Here is a 14,289-nt window from a genome sequence, read left to right as displayed (position 1 = left end):
TGATTAGTCCCGTTCCAGTTCGATATTCAGACCAAGTGAGCGGATTTCCTTCATCAATACGTTGAAGGACTCAGGCATACTGGCTTCCATGAAGTGGTCGCCGTCCACGATGTTTTTGTACATCTTGTTACGGCCGTTGACGTCATCCGACTTGACGGTGAGCATTTCCTGCAAGGTGTAGGCTGCACCGTAAGCTTCCAGTGCCCAGACCTCCATCTCCCCGAAACGCTGACCACCGAATTGCGCCTTACCACCCAACGGCTGCTGGGTAACGAGGCTGTACGGGCCAGTCGAACGTGCGTGCATCTTGTCGTCAACCAAGTGGTTGAGTTTGAGCATGTGCATGTAACCAACTGTTACCTTGCGTTCAAAAGCATCGCCAGTACGCCCGTCATGCAGCACGGTTTGCCCACTTTCTGGCAAATCAGCCAAGCGCAACATCGCTTTGATTTCAGCTTCGTCCGCACCGTCGAAGACCTGTGTCGCCATCGGCACACCTTTGCGCAGGTTTGCTGCCAAGGTGATAACTTCGTCGTCCGTCAATTCAGCAATAATATGGTCTTGGTTGGGGTTGCCACCTGTCGCATAAATGTCGCTGATGAATTGGCGCATTTCGTCAATCTTGGCACGGGCATCAATCATACGACCGATTTTTTCGCCCAAGCCTTTGGCTGCCCAACCTAAGTGGGTTTCCAAAACCTGACCGACGTTCATACGGGATGGGACACCCAATGGGTTCAGCACGATGTCGACGGTCTGACCATTCGCCAAGTACGGCATGTCTTCCACAGGAACAATGCGCGAAACCACACCTTTGTTACCGTGACGGCCTGCCATCTTGTCACCCGGCTGCATCCGGCGCTTGACCGCGATGTACACCTTGACCATTTTCAGCACACCCGGCGCAAGGTCATCCCCTGCCATGAGCTTGTCACGCTGCTTTTGCAGGCGGGTTTCGTAGTACTTTTTCTTCTCGTCGATCTGGCCTGCCAGTGATTCCAGTTGTGTATTGACTTCTTCGTCCTGCATACGAATGGAGAACCAGTCCTTATGCATCAAACCATCCAAATACGCTTGGGTTACAACTGTGCCATTGGTCAGGCGGTTAGGCCCACCCACGGCTTCTTTGCCGACTACCAATTTGGCGAAACGGTCAAAGATGTCAGCTTCGTAAATACGCAGTTCGTCACGCAAGTCTTTGCGGACTTTCTTCAGGTCTTCTTCCTGAATCGCCAAAGCACGCGCATCACGCTCTACGCCATCACGGGTGAACACACGCACGTCAATGACCGTACCTGCCATGCCAGTCGGCACGCGCAAGGAGGTATCTTTTACATCAGATGCCTTTTCACCGAAGATCGCACGCAGCAGTTTTTCTTCCGGGGTCAACTGGCTTTCACCTTTCGGTGTTACCTTGCCAACCAGAATGTCGTTAGGCTTAACTTCCGCACCGACGTGGATAATGCCGCAAGCGTCCAGTTTCGCCAGCAAGCTTTCGCTGACGTTCGGGATGTCGGCAGTAATCTCTTCCGGCCCCAGCTTGGTGTCACGTGCCAGACAAGACATTTCTTCAATGTGGATGGAAGTATAACGGTCTTCGTCAACCACGCGCTCAGACAGCAAAATCGAGTCTTCGTAGTTGTAACCGTTCCACGGCATGAAGGCGATGAACATATTCTGACCCAAGGCCAGTTCGCCCAAGTCAGTGGAAGAACCATCCGCCAGTACGTCGCCGCGAGCCACCACATCACCTACCGCCACGATTGGACGTTGGTTAATGCAGGTATTTTGGTTGGAACGGGTGTATTTGATCAGGCTGTAAATGTCGACTCCGCCTTTTTCATCGGCTTCGTCATCATTCACGCGCACGACCACACGCCCTGCATCCACGGAGTCAATCACCCCGCCACGACGGGCTGTAACGGCTGAACCGGAATCCTGTGCAACCGCACGCTCCATCCCCGTACCAGCCAACGGCTTGTCAGCACGCAAGCAAGGCACCGCCTGACGTTGCATGTTGGAACCCATCAAGGCGCGGTTGGCGTCATCGTGTTCCAAGAATGGGATCAGGGATGCTGCCACAGAAACAATCTGCTTCGGCGAAACGTCCATGTACTGGACTTTTTCCGCTGGCATCAGGGTAAATTCGTTGCGATACCGGCAAGAAACGAATTCATCCGACAACGTACCGCCCACATCCAATTCCGCACTGGCCTGCGCGATGACGAAGTTGGATTCCTCAATCGCGGACAAGTAGTCGATCTGCATGGAAGGCTTGCCGTCGATAACCTTACGGTAAGGTGTTTCGAGGAAACCGTACTCATTGGTACGTGCATACACCGCCAAGGAGTTAATCAGGCCGATGTTCGGGCCTTCCGGCGTTTCAATCGGGCACACACGACCGTAGTGGGTCGGATGTACGTCACGGACTTCAAAGCCTGCACGTTCACGGGTCAAACCACCCGGCCCCAACGCAGAAATACGGCGCTTGTGGGTGACTTCCGACAGCGGATTGTTTTGGTCCATGAACTGGGACAACTGGCTGGAACCAAAGAATTCTTTGATCGCAGCAGAAACTGGCTTGGAATTTACCAGCTCTTGCGGCATCAAGCCTTCACTTTCCGCCATCGTCAAACGTTCTTTAACCGCACGCTCAACACGCACCAAACCCACGCGGAAGGCATTTTCTGCCATTTCGCCGACACTACGCACACGGCGGTTGCCGAGGTGGTCAATGTCATCTACATCGTCACGACCATCGCGGATGTCGATCAGTTTTTTCAGCACCGCAAGGATGTCGGCCTGATCCAATACACCGGAGCCAGTCGCTTCTTCGCGCCCTAAACGGCGGTTGAATTTCATCCGGCCTACCGCAGACAAGTCGTAGCGGTCATCGGTGAAGAACAGGTTATTGAACAAGCCTTCCGCTGCTTCTTTAGTCGGTGGTTCGCCGGGGCGCATCATGCGGTAAATTTCGATCTGCGCTTCCAGTTGGCTGGTGCTGCTGTCAATGTTCAAAGTATTGGACATGAACGGGCCGCGATCCAGATCATTGGTGTAGAGAACGCGCAGTTCACTCACACCGTTGTCACGCATTTTTTCCAGCAAAGCATCGGTAAGTTCAGCATTGGCATTCGCCAGCAATTCACCCGTACTGGAATCAATCACATTGTGCGCCAGAATCTTGCCATGCATGTATTCTTGCGGCACAACCAACTTGTCCATACCGGACTTTTCCAGTTGGCGGATGTGTTTGGCAGTAATGCGGCGGCCGGTTTCGACCAGTACATTGCCATCCAACATAATATCGAAGGAAGCCAGTTCACCGCGCAGGCGCTCAGGAACCAGTTCCATTTCCACGCTGTCATCGCTCAGATGCACACGTGTCTTATCGAAGAAATAATCGAGTATTCCTTCATTTTGCATACCCAATGCACGCAGCAAGATGGTCGCAGGCAATTTGCGGCGACGGTCGATGCGCACAAAGATGGAATCTTTCGGGTCAAATTCAAAGTCCAACCACGAGCCACGGTAAGGGATTACCCGTGCGCTGTGCAGCAGTTTGCCTGCTGAATTGGACTTGCCCTTGTCATGTTCAAAGAATACGCCCGGAGAACGGTGCAACTGGGAAACGATAACACGCTCAGTCCCGTTGATAATGAACGTACCTTTGTCGGTCATCAGCGGCAATTCACCAAGGTAAACATCTTGTTCCTTGATGGCCTTGACGATTTTAGCATCAGCCGGAGCTTCTTTATCGTAAATGACCAGACGCAATTTCACACGCAGCGAAGTGGCAAACGTCAAACCACGCAATTGGCATTCCTGTACATCAAAAACAGGTTCCGCCAAACGGTAATCGACATATTCCAGCGCCGTGTAGTTGTTATAACTTACAATCGGAAAAACAGAGGAAAAAGCCGCATGTAGGCCAACACTCCGACGGTCATCAACCAGCTTGTCCAACTGCAAGAACTGCCGATAGGACTCTAACTGAATCGTGAGCAGGTCGGGCACTTCCAGAATCTGTGGTCGCTTCCCAAAATCTTTGCGGATCCGTTTTTTTTCGGTATAACTCAGTCCCATCGTCTTTCCTCTTTCGGAATCAGAATTCCGGCTCAACTCAACGCCGGTTCCTTAGACAAGCTTAACAAGCGACAAAAGGCCGACAGTGTAAAATACACTGTCAGCCTACAAGGCGTACACAAACTAGTAGCAACGCAACACCTTTCGACCCCAATCTTACTTGAGTTCGACGGTTGCGCCTGCGTCTTCCAGTTCTTTCTTAACTTTTGCAGCTTCGTCCTTGCTGACAGCTTCCTTAACGGTAGAAGGCACGCCTTCAACCATATCTTTCGCTTCTTTCAGACCCAGACCAGTGATACCACGGATAACCTTGATAACGTTGATCTTGTTCGAGCCGAAGCTAGTCATGATAACATTGAATTCAGTTTGTTCTTCAACGACAGCAGCAGCTTCTGCGGCAGGGCCAGCAGCAACAGCAACAGCCGCCGTAACACCAAACTTTTCTTCAATCGCTGAAATCAGGTCAACGATTTCTGTCACGGTCATGTTGGCAAACGTTTCCAACATATCTTCTTTAGTACAAGCCATTTTGTTTCTCCAAAACCTAAATCAGTAATCAGTCTAAGCTAATGCCAGCAGCTTCAGCTTTCTGGTCACGCAATGCAGCAAGGGTACGTGCGAACTTATCCAACGGCGCACGCAGGACAGCAGCCAAGGTGGCCAGTGCCTGATCGCGGGTTGGCAATTTCGCCAGACGATCCAACTCAGAAGCTGGGAGCATTTTGCCGTCGATAGCGACGAACTTAACTTCCATCTTCTCGTTTTTCTTGTCCTTCATGAATTCTTTAATCAGGCGTGCCGCTGAGCCTGGGTCTTCTTGCGAAAACGCCAATACCAACGGGCCAACCAAACCGTCTTGGATACACTCGAAAGCAGTATCTTTAACAGCGATCCGCGCCAGATTATTTTTCACGACCCGCAGATAAACCCCACCCTTACGTGCGTTTTGGCGCAGTGTGGTGAGTTGCTCTACGGTCAATCCACGGTACTCAGCAGCAACCGCAGAATGGGCACTTGCAGCAACTGCGGCCACTTCAGAGACAATCAGTTTCTTCTCTTGCAGTGTTAATGCCACGTTCTCTACTCCTGGTTTGGCGGGTATACCACCATTTATCGATCACTTACCGGCAAGCACCGGCTTGCGAAGGAAACAGCGTCCCAAACCATCTTACTGACTCGGGTAACGCCATCTGCGCAGGTTCTCTACAGCTTGTGCAGAACCATTAAGCTTAAGGTTTTAAGCACCTGCGGTCTTTGACGACATACATCCTGTATATCTTTTTGCCTCACGGCAGCCCCCATCCGTGGGGACTTAGAGAATGGGGCGCAAACCCCAATCCATTAGAGTGACAGTGATGCGTTATCGACTGTCAAACCAGTACCCATGGTGGTGGATACAGAAACTTTCTTCAGGTAAACGCCTTTGGATGTAGATGGTTTCATCTTCATCAAATCCGCAACCAAGGCATTGATATTGCCTGCCAGCTTGTCAGTATCGAACTCAACATTGCCTACTGAGCAATGGATGATACCAGCTTTATCTGTACGGTAACGTACCTGACCCGCTTTAGCATTACGTACTGCACCAGCAACGTCCGGTGTAACCGTACCGACTTTAGGGTTAGGCATCAGCCCACGTGGCCCGAGGATTTGACCCAATTGACCAACGACGCGCATAGCATCTGGGCTGGCAATAACTACGTCGAAATCCATCTTGCCTGCTTTAATTTCAGCAGCCAGATCGTCGAAACCAACGATGTCTGCACCCGCAGCTTTCGCCAATTCTACGTTCGCACCTTGGGCAAACACGGCAACACGTACAGTTTTGCCATTGCCGTTAGGCAGTACAGTGGAACCACGCACAACCTGGTCAGATTTACGTGGGTCAACACCCAAATTGACGCTGACATCAACGCTTTCAATGAATTTTGCACGCGGCAGGGATTTCAGGGTATCCAGCGCATCCGTGATGGCGTAAGCCTTGCTGCTGTTAACCAGTGCTGCAATTGCCTTTTGGCGTTTAGTTTGCTTTGCCATCTTACATGCCCTCCACTTCAAGACCCATGCTACGGGCAGTACCCGCGATCGTGCGCACAGCGGCTTCCATGCTGGCAGCAGTCAGGTCTGGCGTCTTCATTTTGGCGATTTCTTCCAATTGCGCGACCGTCACTTTACCAACCTTATTGCTGTTAGGCTTAGCGCTACCAGAGGTGATGCCAACCGCTTTTTTCAACAATACGGAAGCAGGCGTGGTTTTCAGGACAAAAGTAAAGCTCTTGTCACTGTAAGCGGTAATGACAACAGGTGTTGGCAAACCCACTTCCAAACCCTGCGTGGCAGCATTGAATGCCTTGCAGAATTCCATAATATTCAAGCCACGTTGACCCAACGCAGGGCCGATTGGTGGACTAGGGTTTGCTTTACCAGCCGGAACTTGCAGCTTGATAAAGGCGATGACTTTCTTTGCCATGATGTTTTCCTATAAATGGGTGATAACGCCTTGCGGCTCCCCTTAAACTATCCGGTCAGGCTTTTTCGACCTGATAGAACTCAAGCTCAACAGGCGTTGAGCGCCCAAAAATCTGTACAGCGACCAACAGGCGACTTTTATCGTAATTGACTTCTTCAACCACACCATTGAAGTCTTTAAATGGCCCATCGCTAACCCGGACAACCTCACCGGCATCGAACAAGACTTTAGGACGTGGTTTTTCCGCCCCTTCTTCGACGCGACGCATGATGTTATCTACTTCTTTTTGCGTAATCGGTGCTGGCTTATCAGCCTTGCCACCAATGAAACCCAACACTTTCGGTGTTTCTTTCACCATGTGCCACGTTTCATCATTCATTTCCACTTCGACCAATACGTAGCCGGGGAAAAACTTACGTTCACTTTTACGCTTTTGCCCGTCACGCATTTCCACCACTTCTTCTGTGGGGACGAGCACCAAACCAAACAAGTCTTGCAACCCGAAACGCACAATACGCTCTTCAAGCGAGCGCTTTACCTGATTTTCAAAACCGGAATAAGCTTGTACGACATACCAGCGCTTAGCCATTAGGAACCTCCACCGAGCAGATTTTTCACTCCCCAACCGAGCAGGGAGTCCACACCCCAGAGGAAGATGGACAGAATTAAGACGATTACCATGACCATCAAGGTGGTCTGGATAGTTTCAGTGCGGGTTGGCCACACCATCTTGCGGACTTCAAGACGGGAGTCTTTCATAAAAGTCAGCAGGCGCTTACCCGTTAATGTTGTCAGCGCGATAGCTGCTGCCGCACCCACCAATAACAACAAGCCCAATACGCGGAAAAGCAGAGAAACCGGCTCACCGTGCCAGCTCTCAAAATAGTAAAACCCCGCAATACCTGCAATCAGCAGTGCGAGGGCAATTACGAGCTTTACCGTATCAAGCGATGAGCCCTGTTCTTCGGTATTTACTGACATTTATTTATTCACCAACCTGATAGTCGAATGACTTTGGACAACATACTGCAAACAATCCACTATCCAAAGCCATCTTAAAAAGATGGCAGGGCAAGAGGGAATCGAACCCCCAACCTGCGGTTTTGGAGACCGCCGCTCTGCCAATTGAGCTATTACCCTGTAAACGTGACAAGGAACGGGAGCATAACCCCCGTTCCCTTAAAACACAAGCAGTGTTTATTCAATAATTTTGGCAACAACACCAGCACCAACAGTACGGCCGCCTTCACGGATCGCAAAACGCAGCCCATCTTCCATTGCGATTGGGTTGATCAGACTGATGACCAGCTTGACGTTATCACCCGGCATGACCATTTCAACGCCTTCTGGCAGCTCACAAGCGCCCGTTACATCAGTGGTACGGAAGTAGAACTGTGGGCGGTAGCCTTTGAAGAATGGGGTGTGACGACCACCTTCTTCTTTGGACAGGACGTAGACTTCCGCTTCAAATTTAGTGTGTGGCTTGATCGTGCCCGGTTTGCACAGGACTTGACCACGCTCTACGTCGTCACGCTTGGTGCCGCGCAGCAGCAGGCCAACGTTGTCACCCGCCATACCTTGGTCGAGCAGCTTACGGAACATTTCAACGCCAGTGACGGTGGTGGTTTGGGTGGTACGGATACCAACGATTTCCACAGTTTCGCCAACTTTAACCACACCACGTTCGATACGGCCTGTTACTACCGTACCACGACCGGAGATGGAGAACACGTCTTCCACTGGCATCAGGAATGCGCCGTCGATGGCACGTTCTGGCTCTGGGATGTAGGTGTCGAGCGCATTGATCAGCTCAGCAATGGAAGGCTCGCCAATCGGGGATTGGTCGCCCTCGAGCGCCATACGCGCAGAACCTTTGATGATCGGGGTGTCGTCACCGGGGAATTCGTAGCTGGAGAGCAGCTCACGCAGTTCCATTTCGACCAGTTCCAGCAACTCTTCGTCATCAACGAGGTCACATTTGTTCATGTAAACCACGATGTAAGGGACGCCAACCTGACGTGACAGCAGGATGTGTTCACGGGTTTGTGGCATTGGGCCGTCAGCAGCGGAACAAACCAAGATTGCGCCATCCATCTGTGCCGCACCTGTGATCATGTTCTTTACATAGTCAGCATGCCCTGGGCAGTCGACGTGTGCGTAGTGGCGGTTTTCAGATTCATACTCTACGTGTGCGGTAGAGATGGTGATGCCACGTGCCTTTTCTTCTGGAGCCGCGTCGATTTGATCATAAGCTTTTGCTTCACCACCAAATTTGCGAGATTGCACGACGGTCAACGCCGCTGTCAGTGTAGTCTTACCGTGGTCAACGTGGCCAATTGTACCTACGTTTACGTGCGGTTTTGTACGTTCAAATTTACTCTTTGCCATCTTTGACAACATCCCGGTAAGATTTTCAATAACTGGAGCCCATAACCAGAGTCGAACTGGTGACCTCGTCCTTACCAAGGACGCGCTCTACCACCTGAGCTATATGGGCGTAAATTTTAAATGACTTTGCCACACAGTGGAGCGGGTGATGGGAATCGAACCCACTCCATCAGCTTGGAAGGCTGAGGTTCTACCAGTGAACTACACCCGCCTAATCTTATTCCGCATCGTGTAATCACCACGCGAAAAAGCTGAACGTGTAAACTAAATCAAATGGTGGAGGGGGAAGGATTCGAACCTTCGAAGGCAGAGCCAACAGATTTACAGTCTGTCCCCTTTGACCGCTCGGGAACCCCTCCGACTGGAAAGGCGAGCATTGTAAGTGAATCACTTTACAACGTCAACCTCACTGAAACACAAATCTGACATTAATTTTCGGCATTCAAACCAACTGGTTTTCCGCCTTATTTGTCACAAATAACGAAGCGGGGCAATCATAACACCTTTACGGCCCTAATAAACCTTTATTTGTGTCAATTTTATAGATCAAGTCGATACCTTGGTTGACCCCCGCCTTCGCTTCTAGCTGTAAGTGTTTGTTAATCTGATAAGTAATGGCAACCCGTTGCAACGAATCGAACAGGCTAACAATGTAGCGCACGTACAGACGCGCCCCCAGCCGTTTACCGAGCGCCAGTTCGCTTTGCCCGAAATCACCGTTCTTGGTCTTCAGGCCAAGCTCATCCAAGCCTAAACTGCCACCGATCTGTTGCACCAGACTTTCCCCACCAACAACACCTAATTGGCTGACCGCTTCCATCAACAGCGATGACTGGTCACCACTTAACCCTGACATCGCACGCCCGGTCAACAAGTAGCTCAAGGTGTCGCTCTGGGTTTGTTGGGGGGTGGAAAACAGCGTGGACTCTGGCTGCTGCACCGTACCTGCCAGCGCAATTCCCACCTTGATGTCGCCCTCTTCCACTTCGCGCACCGCACGCACATCCAAGCCCGGATTATCCAACGGCCCGTTGAAAATCAGACGCCCGCGCTCAATCGCAAGGTTTTGCCCATAGGCTTTATACACGCCATCGACGACATTTAAGACACCTTCGGCAACGATGTCCTGACGGGTACGCAATACACGCAACTTGCCATTCAAACGCGCATCTAAGCCAAAGCCGGTAAATTTCACCCGATCACCCAATTCGATAGTGACATTGGGCTGGATGTCCAGCGGGGCTTCCTTGACGGACACCGCCACCGCCTGCCGATGGGGCGCACGTCGCCCGACAATCACCACGTCTTCCGATACTGTGCTGGCTGTTTGGGGAATTTCCCGCAAGCTCACAGTACTCTCGGGAATCAGCACCGTACCACTGACTGCCACACTGGCCGGACTAATTTGGAACTGTAAATTGGGTGAAACCAGCGCCTGCACTTCGTGCGTATCCATCAATTTCAGGTTATTGCCCTGCAAATTCACGTCTGCCCGCCAATTGGGTAAGTTTGCCAGCGACAACACACCGTTGGCGTTCAGCACCCCCTGCCCCGCCCGCATCGAACCCGTAATCACCGCCCGATCTGCGCCACTAGCCTGCATGGTAAGGCTGATGGCATCCAGCGTGACGCCAGCTTCTGGCAAATGCACCTGACCATTGGTGAGCCGCGCCGAACCCGTGACGTTGGGTTTCTTGAGGGAACCCGTTATTTGCACATCACCATTCATGCGCCCCTGCAACTGGTCAATTTGTGTGGAATAGCGCTCCAGCCACGCAATATCCGGCATATCAGCCGTCAGGTGCGCGTTGATGCGGTGATTGCCATCTTGCGGCGACAGGTCGACGCGCCCATCTGCCCGTAACTGCCCGTAACCGCTCAAATCCAGTTGCGCCTGCCCTTCCAATTGTCGGTCATTCAGACTCAGGTTCGCGCGGGCATTGGTGTAGTGCAGCGTTTCTGCCTTGCCATTACCGGCTTGCACAGTGAAAGAGTTGTCCGGTAGGCGCAAATCCACCTTGCCCGTTGGTTTGCCGCCGCGCTGTTCAAAGTGGTAATCGGCACTCACCGCTCCACCTGCATTGAACGTATCCGGCAACCACGGACGCAACATCACCAGCGGAATCTGCTGCAAGGTTCCGGTGAGGCTGAAACCATTTTGCTGCGACCACACAGGCTTGCCGCAAGCACGCGCCCCCCGGTCGGTGAGGCATATTTCCGAACTGCTAAAAACATTGGCAGAAGCATCAAGCTTGACCGCGCCAGCCATATTCCAATCACCTGCCGCCGTATCGCGCAAGGAAAGGCTTTGTACCGTGCCGCGCCATTGCCCATCTTTCAAACCACCGTTAGCAACGAAATCGGCTTTGCCTTCTGGGTGGGTTACTTTCGCGGTCACACGATGGTTTTCCAGCGTACCTTGCGCGTCGATTTGTGCAGAGGGGATGACGGTATTGCCCGCCTTGAAATCCTGTACATTGCCTTTGACGGTATAAATTTCGCCCGCCTGACTGGCTTGCACATCCAACGAGCCGAGACGGAAATCCTGATAGCGCAGCTTGCTGCCTTTCAGGTCAGCTTGTATTTCGGGCTTGTTGAGTTTGCCCTTGAGCACGCCCGCACCTTTGAGGCTACCTTCCAAGCCCATCCATGCAGTTGCCAGATTTTTGGCATCGACCCGCCAGTGCAAATCGAAACTTTCCCCGACATTGCCTTCGGCCTGTAACTGATTGTTACCAATCAGGGCGTTAACTTTATGCAAGGCCAGCAGCTTGCCATCCCACTCCGCCTGCCCTTTGACATCGACCGGGTATTCGCGCAAACGGCCTTGCAGTTTGCTTATATCCAACAGGACTTGAGTTTTACCCTGCGCCCATGTACCACTGGAAGTCAGCGCCACATCCAGACTCGCGGGCATATCCTTGAGGTAATCGACCGGATTGATGTGCGTGCCGGTAACGTTGGCTTGCCAAGTAATTGCATCTTGCCAACCCACCACGCCGTCGACCGCCAATTGCCCCATAACGCCATCCAGCCGCAGGCTCTCAACTTGCAAGCGCCCATCAAGGGTATGACCGATCAGTTTCACATGATGGAAGCGCAGGGGGGTGTCACCCCGCCAAATTTCCAATTCACCGATGTCGACGTTGCGGGCATCTATATTGAACGGCAAGAAAAGCGTAGGCGGCTTGAAAGGCGTAGACTCTTTGCCATCCGCACTTGCCAATAAACGGATCACCAATTTGTCAGCGTGCAAGCTTTTCACCACCAAGGTCGAAGGCACGCCAATATCCAAGGTATTATCCAAGCTAATTTGGCTGGCATCGACCTGAGTGGCATCGTCTTTCCATTGCAAATGCTTGAGGGTGAGGCCGCTGACCAAAGCCCCTTCAGCCCCTTCCAGCGTCAAACCCGAGACAAAATACTTGGCGTTATTGGCGAGTATCCGCGTCCCGGTACTGGAAAGTGTCAGCAAAGCGATGGTTAGCAATACCAAAAAGCCGATCAGCAACAGCGTTGCCAGCGGGTTTATCAACAAGTATTTAAACCATTGCTTCACAAATCCGGCCCCAAACTGAAGTAGAAATGGACATCGCGGGCATTATCCTTCGGCACGGCAATGTCCGCACGTACCGGCCCCAAGGGGGATTTCCAGCGCACCCCGACACCGGAGCCGACCTTCATCGTTAGCTTTGCAGTGCTATCAAACGCATTGCCTGCATCCACGAAAGCTGCCGCACTCCATTTGTCGACCAAGGGATGTTCGTATTCCACGCTTGTGGTTAATAAGTGTTTGCCGCCGATAACCGCCCCTGCGGCATTTTTCTCACCCAGCGACTCAACGTCGTAGCCACGCACTGAGTCCGGTCCCCCGGCAAAAAACCGCAATGACTTGGGTATACCGTTCAGATTGTTAGTCAGTGCTGTACCTGCTGCCCCTTGCAGAATCAGCTTGCCGTGGTTGTCGAAGGTTTGCAGGTACTTGCCCTGCACTTTACCCTGTATAACATTTTCATCACTCAACACACTTTTACGCGCACCCTGCACTTCTGCTGATAACGACCAACCCTTAGAAGGAAATAACATGTCATCACTCTTGGACTTCGTTACACGCGCACCCAGCAAGGTAAACTGTGCACGTATCTCTGGAGCACCCGTGACTTGGTTAGTTTCATCCAGATAGTTGATGAAGACTGTTTGTTGCCAATCGCTGTCGCTGCGGCGGTTATAATCAACGCCCACCTTGGAAAACTTGCTTTTGATGCCGTTGTTTTCACTCTTTTTGTAAGCAACGGAAAGGCGGGAATACTCATTTTCGGGATGCCACAACGGAACCTTGTAGATTACCTCAGCCAATTGCTCTTTCTGAGCCACCTTACCCTTGGCATTAACCTGATGGCCTTTGGAATTGACCCAGTGGATGTTCATGTCAGTTTCAGCGCGAAAACCCGTATCCGTGCCGTACCCTAGTTGCCCCATATAACTATAACGCTTACCCCGACGTGCTTCGATTTCTACCGGAACAACGCCATCAGTGGCTTGCTTGTGATTGCTATGCACTTGCACATCGCTGTAATAGCCGCTGCCTTCCAACACCCGCTGCTGCTTGAGGACGTTTGCCACGTCGTAAGTGTCGCCCTCTTTGAGCCGCAGGTAACGGTTAAGATGTTCGGTATCCAGCACATCCTGCGCCACGTCGACCTTGCCAACCCGGTAACGTTTGCCGGTATCGAAATGCAGCTTGATTTGCGCTTGACGGGTATCCGGGTCAACTTGGATTTTGCGGGTGATATATCCGGCATCGAAAAAGCCGAGGTTGTTGGCGGCACGGTTCAGGCTACTTTTAAAATCTTTGTATTTTTGCTGAACCAAGGGTTCGCCGGGCTGGTAAGGCGGGGTAGCTGCCAATTCGCGGAATTCGTCTAAGTTTTTACCTTCGCCCGTCACTTGTACCTGAACTTGCGTAACCTTGACGGGTTCTCCGGGCTGCACCGCCACGTTCAGTGCGAGGCAGTTGCCTTGGCGCGTAGGGGTAACATTGAACTGCGCATCGTAATACCCCATCGCTTGCGCGGCTTCCTGCAACTTTTCGCCGGAAGATTCGATGAAACGCGCCACCCGGTCGCTGGGGGAATCGCATTTGAGGTTACGTAACGAGGGCATCAACGCCCGTAGGTTTTCTGCCAGCGCATCATCCGCGCCTTGCACATTAACCTTGACCGGGGATTCCGGTTTGGCTTCGGTGTCTTCTTTAGCTTGTTGCCAAAACGCCGCTGATGCAGGCGCAGCCACCCCCATAAAGCATAAGCCCCAGACTATTTTTTTCATTAGGTGGCTCCACAGTC

At 52.0% G+C, this 14,289-nt stretch carries 10 protein-coding genes and 4 tRNA genes; all 14 read right to left on the bottom strand.

The features are described 5' to 3' along the window. Positions 1-3 precede the first annotated feature (3 nt). Complete coding sequence (rpoB, locus tag PHE17_RS10345; RefSeq protein WP_301015766.1) at positions 4-4,086, bottom strand: DNA-directed RNA polymerase subunit beta; 4,083 nt, start codon at positions 4,084-4,086, stop codon at positions 4-6. Between the two features lie 156 nt (positions 4,087-4,242). After that, a complete protein-coding gene (gene rplL / locus PHE17_RS10340) occupies positions 4,243-4,614 on the bottom strand; it encodes a 50S ribosomal protein L7/L12 (RefSeq protein ID WP_301015765.1) in 372 nt (123 codons plus the stop codon). A gap of 28 nt (positions 4,615-4,642) precedes the next feature. Further along, on the bottom strand, positions 4,643-5,161 hold the full coding sequence (gene rplJ, locus PHE17_RS10335) for a 50S ribosomal protein L10 (protein WP_301015764.1): 519 nt from the start codon (positions 5,159-5,161) through the stop codon (positions 4,643-4,645). A 266-nt stretch (positions 5,162-5,427) separates the two neighbouring features. Further along, positions 5,428-6,123 (bottom strand): 50S ribosomal protein L1, encoded by a 696-nt coding sequence (gene rplA / locus PHE17_RS10330; RefSeq protein ID WP_301015763.1) that lies wholly within the window; start codon positions 6,121-6,123, stop codon positions 5,428-5,430. A 1-nt stretch (position 6,124) separates the two neighbouring features. Continuing rightward, a complete protein-coding gene (rplK, locus tag PHE17_RS10325; protein ID WP_301015762.1) occupies positions 6,125-6,556 on the bottom strand; it encodes a 50S ribosomal protein L11 in 432 nt (143 codons plus the stop codon). 55 nt (positions 6,557-6,611) lie between these two features. Next, the gene (gene nusG / locus PHE17_RS10320; protein ID WP_301015761.1) at positions 6,612-7,145 is read right to left on the bottom strand and encodes a transcription termination/antitermination protein NusG; all 534 of its coding nucleotides are present in this window, start codon (positions 7,143-7,145) and stop codon (positions 6,612-6,614) included. Beyond that, positions 7,145-7,537 carry a preprotein translocase subunit SecE gene (secE, locus tag PHE17_RS10315; protein WP_301015760.1) on the bottom strand — a complete coding sequence of 131 codons (393 nt, stop codon included), beginning with the start codon at positions 7,535-7,537 and terminating at the stop codon, positions 7,145-7,147. Before secE ends, nusG begins: the two co-directional genes overlap by 1 nt. An 83-nt stretch (positions 7,538-7,620) precedes the next feature. After that, positions 7,621-7,696 (bottom strand) — tRNA-Trp (locus PHE17_RS10310). A 57-nt stretch (positions 7,697-7,753) separates the two neighbouring features. Beyond that, a complete protein-coding gene (gene tuf / locus PHE17_RS10305) occupies positions 7,754-8,944 on the bottom strand; it encodes an elongation factor Tu (protein ID WP_301015759.1) in 1,191 nt (396 codons plus the stop codon). A gap of 33 nt (positions 8,945-8,977) precedes the next feature. Continuing rightward, a tRNA-Thr gene (locus tag PHE17_RS10300) sits at positions 8,978-9,053 on the bottom strand. Between the two features lie 28 nt (positions 9,054-9,081). Beyond that, positions 9,082-9,155: transfer RNA gene (locus PHE17_RS10295), tRNA-Gly, on the bottom strand. Between the two features lie 63 nt (positions 9,156-9,218). Next, a tRNA-Tyr gene (locus tag PHE17_RS10290) sits at positions 9,219-9,303 on the bottom strand. 146 nt (positions 9,304-9,449) lie between these two features. Beyond that, complete coding sequence (locus PHE17_RS10285; RefSeq protein WP_301015758.1) at positions 9,450-12,503, bottom strand: translocation/assembly module TamB domain-containing protein; 3,054 nt, start codon at positions 12,501-12,503, stop codon at positions 9,450-9,452. Further along, on the bottom strand, positions 12,500-14,272 hold the full coding sequence (locus PHE17_RS10280; RefSeq protein ID WP_301015757.1) for an autotransporter assembly complex family protein: 1,773 nt from the start codon (positions 14,270-14,272) through the stop codon (positions 12,500-12,502). The genes PHE17_RS10285 and PHE17_RS10280 overlap by 4 nt, the downstream gene beginning before the upstream one ends. Positions 14,273-14,289: the final 17 nt, after the last annotated feature.

Source organism: Thiothrix sp. (genome assembly GCF_028714775.1).
Lineage (GTDB): Bacteria > Pseudomonadota > Gammaproteobacteria > Thiotrichales > Thiotrichaceae > Thiothrix.
The sequence above is the reverse complement of the archived record's forward strand: the minus strand, read 5'-3'. Positions and strand labels throughout refer to the sequence as shown.